Here is a 16,025-nt window from a genome sequence, read left to right on the forward strand (position 1 = left end):
AGCGGATGACACATGCAACGGATGGAGCGCGCCAGCATGGGCCGCGCCGCGAGACGGGGCGATGAGCGGCCGCGGATTGTATCGGCCCTGCGTCGGCGTCTTGTTGCTCAATGCGCAGGGCCTCGCCTTTATCGGGCGGCGGCGCGCCAAAGGCGCCCATGACCAGACCCGCCCGCCCTATCTCTGGCAGATGCCTCAGGGGGGCATCGACGAGGGCGAGACGCCCTATGAGGCGGCGCTGCGCGAGCTTCACGAAGAGACCAATGTGTCGAGCGTCGCCCTTCTCGCCGAGGCTCCAGACTGGCTTTGCTACGATCTCCCCAGAAACAACAACAACCGCTGGAGCGGCAAATATGTCGGCCAAATCCAGCGCTGGTTCGCGCTGCGCTTCACCGGAGACGAAAGCGAAATCGATATTCACGCGCCGGGCCACGGCGCGCACAAGCCCGAATTCGACGCCTGGCGCTGGGAGACGCTTTCGGCGCTGCCGGAACTCATCGTGCCGTTCAAGCGGGTCGTCTATGAGCAGGTGGTGAAGGAGTTCGCGCCCCTGGTCGCTGCGCGGGCGTAGAGCTAGGCCGACCGCAGCAGCCGCGCGGCGAAGAATCCGTCGATGCCGGCAAGTCGCGGATCTTCGTTCGGCCAGTAATGCGGCAAGGTGCGCAGATCGCCGTCTCGGTTGATGAACTCCTCCGGGACGCCCTCGCCTGGATCAATCGGCATTCGGCGAAAATCTGGATTGCGGCGCAAAAACGCGGCGATCTGATATTCGCCTTCCTCCGGCTCCAGCGAGCAAGAGCAATAAACGATGCGCCCGCCGGCCCGCGTCAGAAGCGCCGCGCGATTGAGCAGCTTTGTCTGCAAGCTCGCGAGCGTTTCGATGTCGCCCGGCTTCTTGGTCCAGGGCACGTCCGGATGGCGGCGGATCGTTCCCGTCGCCGAACAGGGCGCATCGATCAAAATCGCGTCGAAAGGCTGCGCCTGATAGGCGGCGGCGTCGCCGACCGCAACTTCCGCGTGCAACTGTAGCCGAGCGAGATTGGCGGCGAGCAGCTTCAGGCGCTCCGCCGAACGGTCCAGAGCGACCACCTGCGCGCGGGCAAGCGCCAGCTGCGCCGTCTTGCCGCCAGGCGCGGCGCACATGTCGAGCACGCGCTCATCCGGCCGCGGCGCCAGCAGGCGCGCCGGCAGAGCGGCGGCGGCGTCCTGCACCCACCATTCGCCGTCCCCATAGCCGGGAAGTTCGCAGATCGGCGCGTGGCTGCGCAGCCGCACTGAGCCTGTCGACAGCACGACGCCGTCGAGCCGCTCCGCCCAGCCCTTGGAATCGTCTTTAACTGACACGTCGAGGGGCGGCTCGAGCATGTGCATGGCCGCGATGGCGCGCCCAGCGTCTTCGCCATAATGCTTGCGCCAGCGCTGCGCCAGCCAAGGCGGCGCATCATGCTCGCCGCTTGCGGCGACGTCTAAGAATTCCTGCCGCCGTCGCGCGAGATTGCGCAACACGCCGTTGACGAGCCCGCTAAAGCCGGCGGTTTTCGGTTCAAGGCGCGCCGCGCGCACCGCGAGATCGACGGCGGCGTGATCGGCGGCGTCGAGAAACAGGATTTGCGCGGCGGCGGCGATCAGCGAGAACTCAAGCCGCGCGGCCTGGCGCGGCAGCCCTTTTTCCAGGAGCTCGGCGAGAACGTGGCGGATGAGGCCGAGCCGACGCACCGCGACCGTGACGATCGAGCGCGTGAGCGACACGTCGCGCGCGTCGAGCCCGGAGAGGCGCGAAGGCACGGCGTTCGCCGCGAAACACTCATCGAGACGATGGCCGCCCTGCACGATGTCGCCGATGATGTTGGCGGCGGCGAGGCGCGCCGGCAACCCGGGAATCTTCGCCGCTTCGGCCTCCCGCACCGCTTCGGCGGGCACGAAGCCTTGCCGGGACCCTTGACGCACCGATTTGGTCCGGGCGGAAATTGATCTACTGTCGCTGTTCGCCAAACGGCTTCCTCCCTCCGCGACCAAGCCGAATCATAGCATAATTGGCGCGGCCGCGGGCGACGAATGCACACAGGAACGGACCGTGTCGAAGGCAGGAGACGCAGCAAGTTCGACAGAGCGGCCCGCACAGCCGCCGCCGGCCGCGCAGCGCGCATTGGCCGAAGCGGAGGCGCGCCGTCGCGAGGCGGCGCAAGCTCCGGCCCCGCCGCAAGAAACTGGCGGCCGCGGCGGACCTGACCCGGCGCGCTACGGCGACTGGGAAGTCAAAGGAATTGCTAGCGATTTTTGATCCGCTGCGCTCATGCGCGTTTCTGGAGAGCGTCCCGATATGAAAAAACGAACGGCGTTAGGCGGTCTGTTGCTTTGCCTGACGTTCTCCGCCGCCCAACTGGAGCCGGCGCAAGCGCAGAGCCTAGATCTCGCGTCGAGCAAGGTCGTCGACCTCACTCACGCCTTCAACGCCGAAACCATCTACTGGCCAACCTCGCCGTCGGGTTTCGAACTCAGAGTGCTGCACAAGGGACCGACCAAGGCGGGGTTCTTCTATTTCGCCAACGCCTTCTGTTCGCCCGAGCATGGCGGCACCCATCTCGACGCGCCGATGCATTTCGCCGAGGGCCGCTGGACGAACTCCGAGATCCCGGTCGAGCGCTTCGTCGGCCCTGCGATCGTCATTGACGTCGCCGCCAAGGCCGAGGCGAACCCCGACTATCTGCTGACGATCGAAGACATCGCCGCCTGGGAGGCGGCGCATGGCCGCATTCCCGACAAAGCGATCGTGCTGCTGCGCACCGGATGGAGCGCGCGCTGGCCCGACAAGAAGGCCTATCTCGGCGACGACACGCCGGGCGACGCGACCCATCTCCATTTTCCGTCTTTTGGCCCGGAGGCGGCGGCCTGGCTCGCGAAAGAGCGCCGCCCCAATCTCATCGGCGTCGACACGGCGAGCGTGGACAACGGGCCGTCGCAGGATTTTTTGGTGCACCGGATCATTGGCGCCGCCAATATCGGCGGGCTCGAGAACCTCACCAGCCTCGACCAGCTGCCGCCAACGGGCGCGATCCTCGTCGCCTTGCCGATGAAGATCGAAAAAGGCTCGGGCGGCCCCGCCCGCATCATCGCGCTCGTCCCGCGGTAACGCGGTTACCCGACGCCCTTCGCGCGCAGGAAGGCCAGCGCCTTTTCCCACGCGTCGCTGGCGGCGTCTCGCCGATAGCTGTCGCGATAGTCGGCGAAGAACGCATGCGGCGCGTCGGCATAGACGATGATCTCGGCGGGCGCCTGCGCCTTCTTCAGGCGCTCGCGCATGGTCTCGATGAGTTCGGCGGGAATGCTCGGGTCGGCGCCGCCGTATAGCCCCAGCGTCGGCGTTTTCAGCTCCCCCGCGATGTCGATCGGCCAGCGTGGCTGCGCCGGCGTATGCGGCCCATCAAGCCGCCCGTACCAGGGAATGCAGGCGAGGAGCCGGGGATGATGCGCCGCATAGAGCCAGGCGATGCGCCCGCCCCAGCAAAATCCGGTGATCGCCGCGCGTCCGGCGTCCCCGCCTTTCGTCGCGGCGTAAGCGAGCGCCTGATCGAATATCTCCATCGTCTCGGCGTCGGGAACCTTGGCGACGATGGCGCGAATCGCCTCTATGTCTGGCGCTTCTTGCGGGTCCCCATAGCGAATGAGGAAGTCGGGCGCAATGGCGAGAAACCCGAGCTTCGCGAACCGCCGCACGATGTCGCGGATATGTTCGTGCAGGCCAAAGATTTCCTGCGCCACGAGAATAATCGGGAAATCGCCGCCGGTCCGCGGGCGGGCGATATAGGCCGGCGCGCCGCCCGGCAGCGTCGTCACGCCCGCCTCAAGTCCCTCCACGTCCGTGGCGATGGCGCTTGGCGCGGGCGCGCCCGCCGCGTGGGCGAACCGGGCGGGGTTGTTCGAAGGCAAGGTCATGAGGCCTCCTACAAAGCTGACGTCGGGGATTAGCTATGAAAAGGACGGGCTGTGTCCAGCCGGCCGAGCACGACGCCGTCGGGTCGACGTTAAAGTTCCGGCCGCCGCGAACGCCATCCCGAAGGCGTCAAGAGTCTGGCGCGCCAATATCGCGCCGCAACCGCGACTTCTCTTTGTGCGCGAAACCGCGTATATCGCCGCACCGTATCGGCGGACCCACGCCGAAGGAGAGGAAGCCTTGGAGCCCTCGTTCTCGTCCCCGGCGAGCGCCCTCTTCCGAGACCGTCGAAAAGCGGCGCGGCGCGCTCCTCTCAAAGGAAACCTTCCATGATGCAGCGATCCGACGCCGGTCCCGCCTCCGGCGGCGATGGGACGCAAGCTGCGCAGCACGGAGACGAGCGTGCAAAGGGCGGGCTCGTCGGCCTCATCATCGGATCGATCGGCGTCGTCTATGGCGACATCGGCACCAGTCCGCTGTACGCGCTGCGCGAGTCGCTCGCCCATCAGGTGGAGCATGACGCACTGACGGAGGAGTCCGTCGTCGGGGCGATTTCGCTGCTCATTTTTGCGCTGATTTTCACGGTGACGATCAAATACATCATCTTCGTCATGCGCGCCGACAACCGCGGCGAAGGCGGCATTCTTTCTCTGATGGCCCTGGCGCAGACCGCCATGGGCCGGCGCACGAAAGTCGCCTTTCTGCTCGGCGTCGCGGGCGCGGCGCTCTTCGCCGGCGAGGCGATCATTACGCCGGCCATCTCGGTGATGTCGGCTGTTGAAGGCCTGGAGCTCGTCACGCACCGCTTCAGCGAATTCGTCCTGCCGATCACCATCTTCATCCTTGTCACGCTGTTTTGGGTGCAAAGTCACGGAACGGCGCGGGTGGCGGCTTTCTTTGGGCCCATTATGATCGCCTTTTTTCTGACCATTGGCGTGTTGGGCGCGATGCATATTCCCGAAGCGCCACAGGTGTTGCGCAGTTTCGATCCGCGGCAAGGCATCGCTTTTCTCGTGACCCACGGCTGGCTCGGCTTCGCCGTCCTCGGCTCGGTTTTCCTCGCGGTCACCGGCGTCGAGGCGCTTTACGCCGACATGGGTCATTTCGGCCGCGGACCGATCCGTACGGCTTGGCTCGGATTCGTATTGCCGGCGCTGCTGCTCAATTACCTTGGTCAGGGCGCGCTCGTGTTGTCGCGCCCCGAAGCCGTCGGCAACCCGTTCTTCCTGCTGGCGCCGGACTGGGCGCTTTTGCCGCTTGTCGTTCTTTCGACGCTGGCCACGACAATCGCCGCGCAAGCGGTGATTACCGGAGCCTTCTCGCTGGCGCGGCAAGCGATTCAGCTTGGCCTCATTCCACGACTAGAAGTCACGCATACGTCGGCGTCGCAGGAGGGCCAGATCTATATTGGCCGCATCAACCGGCTGCTGCTCATCGGCGTGGTGCTGCTCGTCATCGCTTTTAGGAGCTCATCGGCGCTTGCGTCCGCCTATGGCATCGCGGTCACCGGCACCATGGTGCTTTCGACGTCGCTGCTGTTCATCGTCGCCTGGCGCAAATGGGGCTGGCCGCTATTCGTATCGATCCTCTTCGCGGCCTCTTTCCTGGTCGTCGAATTCGCCTTTCTGGCCGCCAATCTGATGAAGGTCAAAGACGGCGGCTGGGTGCCGCTCGCGCTCGGCGGCTGCGTCATGATCATCATGTGGACCTGGACGCGCGGCACGCGTCTTCTCGCCGAGAAAACCCATCGCGACTCCATTCCGATGATGGAGCTCATCGCGATGCTGCAGAAGTCGAAGCCGACGCGCGTGCCGGGCACGGCGGTCTTTCTGACCAGCGATCCGGCTGTCGCGCCCACGGCGCTGATGCATAATCTCAAGCACAACAAGGTTCTGCACGAGCGCGTGCTGGTGATCTGCGTGAGAACGGAGGACCGGCCGCGCGTCGCGCCAGGCAAGCGCTTTGAAATCGATAAGCTCAGCGACGACTTCTACCGCGCGACGCTGCACTATGGCTTCATGGAAAGTCCGCGCGTTCCGACCGCGCTCGCCGCCATGCGCAAGGCCGGGTTCAAATACGACATCATGACCACGAGCTTCTTCCTGGGCCGGCGCTCGATCAAGGAAAGTCCCTCATCCGAAATGCCGGTGTGGCAGGATAAGCTCTATGTCGCGCTCACTCGGCAAGCCGCCAACGCCACGGACTTCTTCTCGATCCCCTCTGACCGAGTCGTCGAACTGGGCGCGCAAGTGACGATTTAGCGCGCGCGAAAACAGTGGACGGGAGGGGGGCCAGGCACTAAGCAACGGCGGCCCCCGCGTGGCTCGCGTAAGAGCCGAAAAGGGCCGGCGACGCCCGGTCGAGAGGGCTTTTTGAAGATTTCGCCGCCTTACGAAGGACGTCTGTCGCTTATGCCCACCCGCATCGATGATCGCTTCGCCGCCCTCAAGAAGGAAGGGCGCGCCGCCCTCGTGACCTTTGTGATGGCCGGCGACCCGGATCTCGCGACGTCGCTCGACATTTTGCGTGGCCTGCCCGGCGCCGGCGCGGACGTCATCGAAGTCGGCATGCCTTTCACTGATCCGATGGCGGATGGGCCGGCGATCCAGGCGGCGGGCCTGCGCGCGCTCAAGGCGGGGACCACGCTCAAGAAGACCTTGAAGCTCGTCGCCGACTTCCGCGCCGGAGACGACGCCACCCCCATCGTGCTGATGGGCTACTACAATCCGATTTATGTCTACGGCGTCGACGCCTTCCTGCGCGACGCCCGGGACGCCGGCGTCGATGGCCTGATCGTCGTGGATCTGCCGCCGGAGGAAGACGCCGAACTCTGCGTTCCCGCCCGCAGCGCTGGGCTGAACTTCATTCGCCTGGCCACGCCGACGACCGATGACAAGCGGCTTCCCAAGGTGCTCGAAAATACAAGCGGCTTCGTCTACTATGTGTCGCTTACCGGCATCACCGGCGCGGCGCTTGCCGACTACGCCGGCGTCAGTCAGGCGGTCGCGCGCATCAAGCGGCACACGGCGCTGCCGATCGCCGTCGGATTTGGCGTCAAGAATGCGGAGAACGCCGCCGAGCTCGCCCGTAACGCCGATGGCGTGGTCGTTGGCACGGCGCTTGTCCAAGCGCTTAAGGCCTCGCTCGACGCGGAGGGCCGCGCCGGACCTTCGAGCGTTGGCGCTGTGACGGGGCTTGTCGCGTCCATCGCCGAAGGCGTGCGCGACGCTCGCCCTAAGCGCGGCGTAATGAGTTGGCTGACGAGGCTCGTGTCATGAATTGGTATTCGAACGTCGTCCCGCCGAAGATCAAGGCGCTGATCAAGCGCGAAGCGCCGGAAAATCTCTGGGTGAAATGTCCCGAGAGCGGCCAACTCGTCTTCCACAAGGACATCGAGGCCAATCTTTATGTCGTGCCCGGTTCGGGCTACCACATGCGCTGTCCGGTCGAGACGCGGCTCGCCAGTCTTTTCGACGGCGCCGAATGCGAGCTGATTTCGACGCCAGAAGCGCCGCTGGATCCGCTCAAGTTTCGCGACATCAAGCGTTACGTCGACAAGCTGAAGGAATATCGAGTCAAAACCGGCATGGCGGACGCCGTGACGATCGCCTTCGGCAATCTCGAAGGCTCGCCGGTCACCGTCGCCATTCAGGATTTCGAATTCCTGGGCGGCTCGCTTGGCATGGCCGCCGGCGAGGCGATCATCGCCGGCTGCGAACATGCGCTCGCCAAGCGCACGCCTTTTGTGATCTTCACGGCGTCGGGCGGCGCGCGCATGCAGGAGGGCATGTTCTCGCTCATGCAGATGCCGCGCACGACCATCGCCGTGCAGCGCCTGCGCGAGGCGCGCCTGCCCTATATCGTCGTGCTGACCAATCCGACGACGGGCGGCGTCACGGCGTCCTACGCCATGCTCGGCGACGTCCAGATCGCCGAGCCCGGCGCGATCATCGGCTTCGCCGGCGCCCGCGTTATTGAGCAGACGATCCGCGAGAAGCTTCCCGAAGGCTTCCAGCGCGCCGAATATCTGCGCGATCACGGCATGGTCGATATGGTGGTGCCGCGTCAGGAGCTGCGCCAGACGCTGGCGCGCCTGTGCGGTCTCCTGACCAAGTCGCCGCCGCGCCGCGCCGCCGCCTGATATCGCGAGGCGCAGCCGCAATGGATCAGCATGACGCGATCCTGTCGCGACTGCTCACGCTTCATCCAAAGAAGATTGATCTGTCGCTGGGGCGCACGGAGCGACTCCTCGCCGCGCTCGGACGACCGGAGATCAGACTGCCGCCCGTCATTCACGTCGCCGGAACCAACGGCAAAGGCTCGACGATCGCCTTTCTGCGCGCCATGCTCGAAGCCGCCGGCAAGCGCGTGCATGTCTATACGTCCCCTCACCTCCTGCGCTTCAATGAGCGGATTCGTCTCGGCGGCGACGGCGGCGGAACGCTTGTCGACGACGAGCGTCTGAACGCGGCGCTCGAACGCTGCGAACAGGCGAACGCGGGGCAGCCGATCACCTTCTTCGAGATCACGACGGCGGCGGCCTTTTTGCTCTTCGCCGAAGCGCCGGCCGACTGGCTGCTGCTCGAGACGGGCCTCGGCGGGCGCTATGACGCGACCAATGTCATCGCGCAGCCCAAATGCGCCATCATCACCTCGATCTCCCTCGACCATCTCGAATTTCTCGGCGATACGGTCGAAAAGATCGCCCATGAGAAGGCTGGAATATTGAAGAAGGGCGCGCCGGGCGTGATCGGCTTCCAGTCGGAGCCGGTGGCGAGGGCGTTGGAGCGCGAGGCGCGACGCGTCGGCGCCACGCCGATCGTCGCCGGGCGGGACTTCCACATTTGCAACGAAAACGGGCGCCTCGTTTATGAGGACGAGCGCGGTTTGCTCGATCTGCCGCTGCCGCGGCTCGCCGGACGCCACCAGCATGAAAACGCCGCCGGCGCCATCGCCGCCCTGCGCGCCGTCGCTCCGGAGATTCCGGCCGCGGCGATCGAGGCGGGGCTGACGCGCGCCGAATGGCCGGCGCGGCTGCAGCGGCTCATACGCGGGCGCATCGTCGATCTCGCCCCGCCCGGCGCCGAGGTGTGGCTCGACGGCGGCCATAATGAGGATGGCGGCCGCGTTCTGGCCGAGGCGATGGCGGAGTTCCACGACAAGGCGCCGCGCCCGCTGGCGCTGATCTGCGGCGCGCAAACGACCAAGGACATTCGCGCGCTGCTCAAGCATTTCGTCGGACTGGCGCGCGAAGTCGTCGCGGTGCCGGTCGAGGGCGAGCATAAGAGCTGGCCGCCTGAAGATGTCGCGAGCCTCGCCAGGGCTGAAGGAATGCCCGGCGCCGCTGCGGGCGGCGTCGAGGAAGCGCTCGCGCTGCTTTCGACGCGCCGCTTCGACGCGCCGCCGCGCGTGCTCATCGCAGGTTCGCTCTATCTCGCCGCCTCGGTGCTGGCGGCCAACGGCTCGGTGGTGGAATGAGCCGCGCCGCCCGTTTCGCCCGCGCCGCGCCGAGAGAGCCGGGTCTCACGCTTTTGTAAGCGCCTCCACAAGCTTGCGGGCCGCCGGACCGGAGGAAGCCGGATTCTGGCCCGTGATCAACTGGCCGTCCCGGACGACATACGGAGCCCAGTCCGCCGCCTTCGAGAAGCGCCCGCCCTTCGCCTGAAGCTCGTCCTCGACAAGGAACGGAACGACGTGGGTGAGGCCAACCGCCTCCTCCTCGCCATTGGTGAAGCCGGTCACCGTCTTGCCCGCGACCAGCGGCAGACCGTCGGGACCTTCGACATGGCGCAGCACGCCCGGCGCGTGGCACACGAGCGCGATGGGTTTGCCGGCGCGGATGAAGGATTCGATCAGCCTGATCGAATCCGGGTCCTCGGCGAGGTCCCACATCGGCCCATGGCCGCCGGGATAGAAGACCGAGTCGAAATCGTCCTGACGGACGCTATCGAGCCGCGCCGTGTCGGCGAGGCGCGCCTTGGCCGCCTCGTCCGCTTGGAACCGGCGGGTGAGATCGCTCTGAAATTCGGGTTCATCGCTCTTTGGGTCCAACGGCGGCTGACCGCCCTTGGGCGAGGCAAGCGTGATCTCGGCCCCGGCGTCGAGAAAGACGTAATAGGGCGCAGCGAGCTCTTCCAGCCAGAAGCCTGTCTTTCGGCCTGTGTCGCCGAGCCTGTCGTGCGAGGTGAGAACGATGAGGATTTTCACGGATTTCTCCTGTTTCGGGGAGCATGTTCGCATGCTTGGAGTTGCGAAAAAATGACGCAGTGGTCCGGCGGAGCCCAGCGCGAGCAGGAGGGTAGGCGCGCGAGGCCACTTGGATTCGGGAAAAATTTGCTCCACAAGCGCGCAGATGCGTGTTGCGCGACGACTGGAGCAAAGAACTCATGACCCTGATGTTGGCGAGCGTTCTCTCCCGCGATGAGGCGGAGATCGCCCTCTCGCGCGGCGCCGACATCATTGACTGCAAGGCGCCCTCGCGCGGCGCGCTGGGCGCCCTACCCCTGGACACCGTCGCTGAGATCGTCGCCTTCGTCGACGGCCGCCGCCCGGTCAGCGCCGTCGTCGAGCTGCCGCACGACGTCGCGCATGCGCTCCGCGACTTTGAAGAGGTCGTCGCGGCAGGCGTCGATTATGTGAAATTCGCCCTGCCGGCGACGCCCGACGCCGTCGAGATCATCGAGGCGCTGGCGCCGCTGACCGCAAGAACGCGGCTCGTCGCCGTCCTCTTCGCCGATCTCGGCCCTGAGTTCGACACTCTCGAGCCGCTGGCCGGCGCCGGCTTTCATGGCGCGATGCTGGATACCGCGCATAAAGGCAAAGGCCGACTGGTCGACTTTATGAGCGTCGGCGCGCTGTCCGAATTCGTCGCGCGCTGCCGTGAGCTCGGGCTCGCCTCAGGACTCGCTGGGGCGTTGGAGTCTCCCGACGTGCCGCGCCTGCTCGTCACCGGAGCGGACGTGCTTGGCTTTCGCGGCGCGCTCTGCGCGCATGGCGAGCGGCGCGCCGCCATCGACGCCCGCGCCACGACGCTGATCCGCGATTTGATCCCTTCGACACGAGGCGCGCACGCCGATTTTCACGCCCACTGGTCGTTCCTCGGCCGCGGCTATATCGAGCCGGCCGGCGCGAACGACACCGATTGCGTGTTTCTCAAGGATTATGTCGCGCCCGTCGAGATCGGCGCCTACGCCCACGAACACGGCCATACGCAGCGTGTGCGTTTCAACGTCGAGGCGGACGTGACCCGCATCAACGGCTCCGACGACATGCGCTCGATCTTCTCCTATGACGTGATCATGGACGCGATCAAAATGATCCTCGCCGGCGGCCATATCGAGCTGGTCGAAACGATCGCCGAGCGCCTCGCCGAAAGCGTGCTGCTGCATGAACGCGTGCGATCGGTGACCGTGCAAGTTGAAAAGCTCGACGTTGCGCCCGGCGCTGTCGGCGTGAGGATAAGGCGAGCCCGCGCCCATGAGGAGGCGCGTCGCCTGCAGCCGGCGCCGATGCGCATCGATGCCGTCAAGTAGCGCGCCCCTCGTCGTCAAATTGGGCGGAAGCCTGCATGGCTCGCCGACGCTCGCCGATTGGCTTGCGGCGCTGAAGGGCTATCCCCGGCCGCTGACGATCGTTCCCGGCGGCGGACCTTTCGCCGACGCGGTGCGCGCCGCGCAGCCTGCATTAGGCTACGATGATAAGACCGCGCACGCCATGGCGGTTCTGGCGATGGAGCAATATGCGCTGGCGCTCGCGAACCGTGATGACTCGCTGGAGCTCGCGGCCTCTTGTGACGCAATCGCAGCGGCGCAGGCGCGAGGACGCATCGCGCTTTGGCGGCCGAGCGCCATGGTCGCCGCGGCGGACGATATCGCGCCCTCCTGGGACGTCACCTCCGACAGTCTCGCCGCCTGGCTTGCCAAAAAAATGGGCGCTTGCGCGCTGGCGCTTATCAAGAGCGTCGATGTCGGCGATGGCGCCTTACTGAGCGAGATTGTGCGCAAGGGCGTTGTCGATTCGGCGCTTCCGGATTATCTCGATGGGACGCCGCTCTTCCTCGCCGGCCCTTCGTCTCTCCCGCAAGCCGGCGCGCTTCTTGCCGACGGCGTCCCGCCGGGCGCAGCCATCGCAAATTTTCCAACGCGGAAGTTCGCCTGATGACAAAAAAGAAAGTAGTCACGCCGCGCTGGGGTTGGGCGCTCACCGGATCAGGGCATTTCTTCACCGAATGTCTCGAGATGATCCGCTCGCTCGATCACGTCGATCTCTTCGTCAGCAAGGCGGCGGCGGAAGTCGTGCGCATGTATAAGCACGATCTTGATCTGCCGGAGACGGTTCGCATCTTTAAGGACACGACCGCGAGCGCCGCGCCGGTCGGGAATTTCTACTACAATTTTTATCACACGCTGGTTCTCGCGCCCGCGACCTCGAACACCGTCGCGAAATGCGTCGCCGGCATTTCCGACAACCTTGCGACAAATGTCTTCGCGCAGGCCGGCAAATGCCGCGTGCCGACGATCGTCTTCGCCTGCGACACCGCGCCCGAACTCGAGACGCGCGCGCCCAAGGGCATGGTGATGGTCTATCCGCGCCGCATCGATTTGCAGAACACCGACGCGCTCAAATCCTTCGAAGCGACGCAGGTCGTCGAAAGCCTCGCGGCGCTGCAGGAGGCGGTGGAGCGCCGCCGTCGCGAAGTCGAGCCGCAACCCTAACGAAGTCTCCACATGAGCGAGCGCCTGCTGTTCCTCACCGGCCATCTTGCACTGCCGCGGTTGGAGCGCATGGTCGCGAGCTTCGGCGAAGCGGCGCAAGCGTGGCGTATCCACGACATTGGCGTGAAGGTCGCGGCGCTCATGACCCAGGAGATCATTCAGCGTCGCCTGCCGCGACCCGTGCAGGCCGACCGCGTCATATTGCCGGGGCGCTGTCGCGCCAACCTCGCCGCGCTGACTGAGGATTTCGGCGTCGCCTTTGAACGCGGGCCGGAAGAAATCGCCGACCTTCCGGCCTATCTCGGGCGCGGCGGCGCGGCGCCCGATCTCTCACGCTACGACATGCAGATTTTCGCCGAGATCGTCGACGCGTCCAAGATGAGCGTCGCGGATATTTCGATCAAGGCGCGCGAACTCGTCGGCGGCGGCGCCGACGTCATCGATCTCGGCTGTCTGCCGGACACGCCTTTCCATCATCTCGAGGAAACGATCGCGGCGCTCAAGGGCCACGGCCTGAAGGTGAGCGTCGATTCGGCCAATGTCGCCGAGCTCGAACGCGCGGCGAAGGCCGGCGTCGACCACCTCTTGAGTTTGGACGAAGCAACGCTTTCGATCCTTCCCGACAATTCGCCCATCATTCCGATTCTGACGCCGCGGCCGCACGGCGATCTCGACTCGCTGCAGCGCGCCGCGCGCCGCGCGCGCGCGCGCGGAATCAGCGCCATTCTCGATCCGATTCTCGATCCGATTCATTTCGGCCTTGCCGCCTCGATCGCCCGCTATGTCGAACTGCGCACGCGCGAGCCTGAGGCCGAGATCATGATGGGAACGGGCAATCTCACGGAGCTTACCGACGCCGACTCCGCGGGCGTCACCGCGGCGATGCTCGGCATATGTTCCGAGCTCGACATCCGCCATTTGCTCACGGTTCAGGTGTCCCCACATACGCGGCGGACGCTGCAGGAGCACGACGCCGCGAGGCGGTTGATGTTCGCGGCGCACGCCGACCGCGCGCTGCCGAAAGGCTATAGCGACGCCCTGCTGCAGATCCACGACCGCAAACCTTATGCTGCAACGCCGGAAGAGATTGCCGCGCTTGCGCGCGAACTGCGCGATGCTAATTTCCGCATAGATGTGACGCAGGACGGCGTGCATATCTACGCCAAAGGGCTCCACCATGTCGCAGCTGACGCGATGGCGCTCTTCCCGCATCTTGCCGTCGAACATGACGGCGCCCACGCTTTTTACCTTGGCGCCGAATTGATGAAAGCCGAGATCGCCTACAAGCTCGGCAAGCGCTATCGTCAGGACGAGTCGCTCGACTTCGGCGTCGCGACGGACGTCAACGAAGAGGATGCGACCCGCTTCAAGGAGATGGGTCACACCATGCGCAAAGCGGGCCAGGGACCTGCGAAAGATGCCTCTGATACATGAATGCGTCGTCACGACGCTGTCGCCGGAAGGTCGACCGCATATCGCGCCGCTCGGACTGATCGAGGAACACGGCTTCTGGATCGCCGCGCCGTTTCGTCCCTCCTCGACCCTGTTCAATCTAACGCATAATCCCAAAGCGACGGCGAGCTTCACCGACGACGCGCGCATTTTTGCCGGACTCGTCGCCGGCCAACGCAATTGGCCGCTCACCGACATCGAGGGCTGGCCGGCGCCGCGCCTTTCCGCCGCGCTGGCGCATGCCGAACTCATCGTCGCGCGCGTCGAGGAGCACGAATCGCGGCCGCGCTTCTTCTGCAGAGTGAGGCGAATTGAGTCGCATCGCGCCTTCCTCGGCATGAACCGGGCGCGCGCCGCCGTTCTGGAAGCGGCAATACTTGCGACGCGGCTCGACATGTTGCCACGCGAAAAAATCGAGAGCGAACTCGCCTATCTGCAGATCGCCATCGATAAAACCGCCGGCGACGCCGAGCGCGAAGCCTGGAACATGGTGATGGAGAAAATTGACGCGCATCAGCACGCCAAAGCAGGCGCGGCGCACTAGGCGACCTTGCCTTGCCTGCCTTAAGGGGCGCTACGACAGATCGAGCAGCGCGAGCGCCGAAGCCGGCGCGCAATTCGCCGCCCTCTCGGCCAAAGCCGCCGGCGCCGCGATCAGATCGGCGAAATCGATGAATGTCCGGCCTTGCCGATGCGCCAGACGCGCTGCGAGTTTGCGGCCGACGCCGGCGCCGACGATCGGCGCATCGAACGCCAGCGCGTCGCGCGATTCGAGCAGCGCAATCTGATCTTCGATGGCGCGCAATTGCGCGCGCGCAAGATACTGCGCGAAGGCGCGCCATTGCGCATCGCCCAAATCAGCGGCGTCGCGCCCGGCCATGCGCGCCAGCCGCGCGCGTGACGCCGCAACCGTCTTCGGGCGGCCGTCCGCCGTCGGCGAAAGGTCGGCGTCGGTTTCGCCTTCGGGGAGATCGCCGAGCACGCGCCGCACGTCGGCCATCGACGCAAAGGCCTCGTTGACGAGCGGCGTCCACCGTCCGGCGATCGGCGCGCGCGCCGCATAGGCCTGAGGCGCGCCGCGTGAAAATCCGGCATAGGCGAGTTCGCCATAAGCGAGGCGCTCGGCGTCGCTCGTCCCGCGCGCCGCGACACGTCCGGCGCAAATCGGCGCAAGGTCCGTCGTCGTCGATCCAATGTCGATGAAAAGCCCCTCGGCGCATTGGCGCGCGACGAATTCAGCCGAGGCGCGCCAATTGGCCGAAGCGACGGCGTCGACATGGGCGCCGACCTCGTCGCGGCTGATGAAGCCGCGTTCGCCGGCGTAAAAGAGAATGTCAGGAACGCCGATCTCGCGCGCGGCGATTGCGGCGATCGTCATGACGCCGCGCGCCCTGCTTTCGAACGCGTCGGAGAGCTCCGCCGTCATTGTGACGCGATGACGCGCGGCGTCGCCGAGCGCCGCGCGCGCGGCGCGTAGCGCCTGCTCCAGGCTGGCGACGCTTTCGTGAGGGGCGCAGGCGATCTGCACGACCGCCGTGAGGCGCCCGTCATCCGCGCGCGCCGCCTTGACATGGGCGCCGCCGATATCCCAGCCGATGACCGCCGCCATCCGCCTCTCCCAAAAGAAAAAGGGGAGCCGCGCGGCTCCCCTTCAATTTCGAAGATGCTGCGCGGTTCAGTTCGGCGCGAAGGGGTGCTTGGCTTCGTTGCGCTTGGCGACGACTTCCGAAGCCTTCGGCTCGCCCTTGACGGCGCGGGCGATGGCTTCCTTCGTCGCGGTATAATTATAGTCCTGGATCTTCTTGTCGTCCGAAGCGTCCCAGTGAATGAACACGCCGACCGCAATGAAGATGTCGTCGGCCTCATCCATCGGGATCACGCCCTCGGCGACCGAATCCGCGACCGCCTTGGCGACGCCATGCTGCGCC

17 protein-coding genes are annotated in these 16,025 nt (G+C 65.8%); 12 read left to right on the plus strand and 5 right to left on the minus strand.

Going from position 1 to position 16,025, the window contains the following annotated elements; genetic code table 11:
* The first annotated feature begins 61 nt into the window (after window positions 1–61).
* The gene (locus ACR65W_RS10830; protein ID WP_434501374.1) at window positions 62–571 is read left to right on the plus strand and encodes an RNA pyrophosphohydrolase; all 510 of its coding nucleotides are present in this window, start codon (window positions 62–64) and stop codon (window positions 569–571) included.
* Window positions 572–573: 2 nt separating this feature from the next.
* Here the strand turns inward: ACR65W_RS10830 and ACR65W_RS10835 are convergent, their stop codons facing one another.
* Window positions 574–1,947, minus strand: coding sequence for an RsmB/NOP family class I SAM-dependent RNA methyltransferase (locus ACR65W_RS10835; RefSeq protein ID WP_434501373.1), 1,374 nt, complete (start codon window positions 1,945–1,947; stop codon window positions 574–576).
* Window positions 1,948–2,074: 127 nt separating this feature from the next.
* Between ACR65W_RS10835 and ACR65W_RS10840 the strand changes: the two genes are divergently transcribed.
* The gene (locus ACR65W_RS10840) at window positions 2,075–2,281 is read left to right on the plus strand and encodes a DUF1674 domain-containing protein (RefSeq protein ID WP_434501372.1); all 207 of its coding nucleotides are present in this window, start codon (window positions 2,075–2,077) and stop codon (window positions 2,279–2,281) included.
* 39 nt (window positions 2,282–2,320) lie between these two features.
* Window positions 2,321–3,130, plus strand: coding sequence for a cyclase family protein (locus tag ACR65W_RS10845; RefSeq protein ID WP_434501371.1), 810 nt, complete (start codon window positions 2,321–2,323; stop codon window positions 3,128–3,130).
* 5 nt (window positions 3,131–3,135) lie between these two features.
* On the opposite strand, the gene ACR65W_RS10850 is transcribed toward ACR65W_RS10845, so the two are convergent.
* A complete protein-coding gene (locus tag ACR65W_RS10850) occupies window positions 3,136–3,933 on the minus strand; it encodes a dienelactone hydrolase family protein (protein ID WP_434501370.1) in 798 nt (265 codons plus the stop codon).
* Between the two features lie 327 nt (window positions 3,934–4,260).
* Between ACR65W_RS10850 and ACR65W_RS10855 the strand changes: the two genes are divergently transcribed.
* From ACR65W_RS10855 to ACR65W_RS10870, 4 genes are all read left to right on the plus strand, one after another.
* Window positions 4,261–6,192 carry a potassium transporter Kup gene (locus ACR65W_RS10855; RefSeq protein ID WP_434501369.1) on the plus strand — a complete coding sequence of 644 codons (1,932 nt, stop codon included), beginning with the start codon at window positions 4,261–4,263 and terminating at the stop codon, window positions 6,190–6,192.
* A gap of 150 nt (window positions 6,193–6,342) precedes the next feature.
* Window positions 6,343–7,209 carry a tryptophan synthase subunit alpha gene (trpA, locus tag ACR65W_RS10860; RefSeq protein WP_434501376.1) on the plus strand — a complete coding sequence of 289 codons (867 nt, stop codon included), beginning with the start codon at window positions 6,343–6,345 and terminating at the stop codon, window positions 7,207–7,209.
* The gene (accD, locus tag ACR65W_RS10865) at window positions 7,206–8,072 is read left to right on the plus strand and encodes an acetyl-CoA carboxylase, carboxyltransferase subunit beta (RefSeq protein WP_434501368.1); all 867 of its coding nucleotides are present in this window, start codon (window positions 7,206–7,208) and stop codon (window positions 8,070–8,072) included. The genes trpA and accD overlap by 4 nt, the downstream gene beginning before the upstream one ends.
* A gap of 20 nt (window positions 8,073–8,092) precedes the next feature.
* On the plus strand, window positions 8,093–9,409 hold the full coding sequence (locus tag ACR65W_RS10870; protein ID WP_434501367.1) for a bifunctional folylpolyglutamate synthase/dihydrofolate synthase: 1,317 nt from the start codon (window positions 8,093–8,095) through the stop codon (window positions 9,407–9,409).
* A 45-nt stretch (window positions 9,410–9,454) separates the two neighbouring features.
* On the opposite strand, the gene ACR65W_RS10875 is transcribed toward ACR65W_RS10870, so the two are convergent.
* On the minus strand, window positions 9,455–10,138 hold the full coding sequence (locus tag ACR65W_RS10875) for a type 1 glutamine amidotransferase domain-containing protein (protein ID WP_434501366.1): 684 nt from the start codon (window positions 10,136–10,138) through the stop codon (window positions 9,455–9,457).
* Window positions 10,139–10,317: 179 nt separating this feature from the next.
* Here ACR65W_RS10875 and ACR65W_RS10880 point away from each other — a divergent pair, with 179 nt between their 5' ends.
* From ACR65W_RS10880 to ACR65W_RS10900, 5 genes are read left to right on the plus strand one after another with little or no spacing between them, the layout of a single operon-like run.
* The gene (locus ACR65W_RS10880; RefSeq protein ID WP_434501365.1) at window positions 10,318–11,463 is read left to right on the plus strand and encodes a (5-formylfuran-3-yl)methyl phosphate synthase; all 1,146 of its coding nucleotides are present in this window, start codon (window positions 10,318–10,320) and stop codon (window positions 11,461–11,463) included.
* Window positions 11,450–12,088, plus strand: coding sequence for a uridylate kinase (locus ACR65W_RS10885; protein ID WP_434501364.1), 639 nt, complete (start codon window positions 11,450–11,452; stop codon window positions 12,086–12,088). Before ACR65W_RS10880 ends, ACR65W_RS10885 begins: the two co-directional genes overlap by 14 nt.
* On the plus strand, window positions 12,088–12,645 hold the full coding sequence (locus tag ACR65W_RS10890) for a flavoprotein (RefSeq protein WP_018409685.1): 558 nt from the start codon (window positions 12,088–12,090) through the stop codon (window positions 12,643–12,645). Before ACR65W_RS10885 ends, ACR65W_RS10890 begins: the two co-directional genes overlap by 1 nt.
* Before the next feature lie 12 nt (window positions 12,646–12,657).
* Complete coding sequence (locus ACR65W_RS10895; protein WP_434501363.1) at window positions 12,658–14,079, plus strand: DUF6513 domain-containing protein; 1,422 nt, start codon at window positions 12,658–12,660, stop codon at window positions 14,077–14,079.
* A complete protein-coding gene (locus ACR65W_RS10900; protein WP_434501362.1) occupies window positions 14,063–14,641 on the plus strand; it encodes a DUF447 domain-containing protein in 579 nt (192 codons plus the stop codon). Before ACR65W_RS10895 ends, ACR65W_RS10900 begins: the two co-directional genes overlap by 17 nt.
* Before the next feature lie 30 nt (window positions 14,642–14,671).
* Here ACR65W_RS10900 and ACR65W_RS10905 read toward each other — a convergent pair whose 3' ends face one another.
* Both ACR65W_RS10905 and ACR65W_RS10910 read right to left on the minus strand, forming a co-directional pair.
* Complete coding sequence (locus ACR65W_RS10905) at window positions 14,672–15,706, minus strand: hydantoinase/oxoprolinase family protein (RefSeq protein WP_434501361.1); 1,035 nt, start codon at window positions 15,704–15,706, stop codon at window positions 14,672–14,674.
* A 66-nt stretch (window positions 15,707–15,772) separates the two neighbouring features.
* On the minus strand, window positions 15,773–16,025 hold a 253-nt coding region (locus ACR65W_RS10910; RefSeq protein WP_434501166.1), incomplete at its 5' end, for a formaldehyde-activating enzyme.

The sequence above is a fragment of the Methylocystis sp. genome (assembly GCF_051062815.1).
Classification (GTDB): Bacteria; Pseudomonadota; Alphaproteobacteria; order Rhizobiales; family Beijerinckiaceae; genus Methylocystis.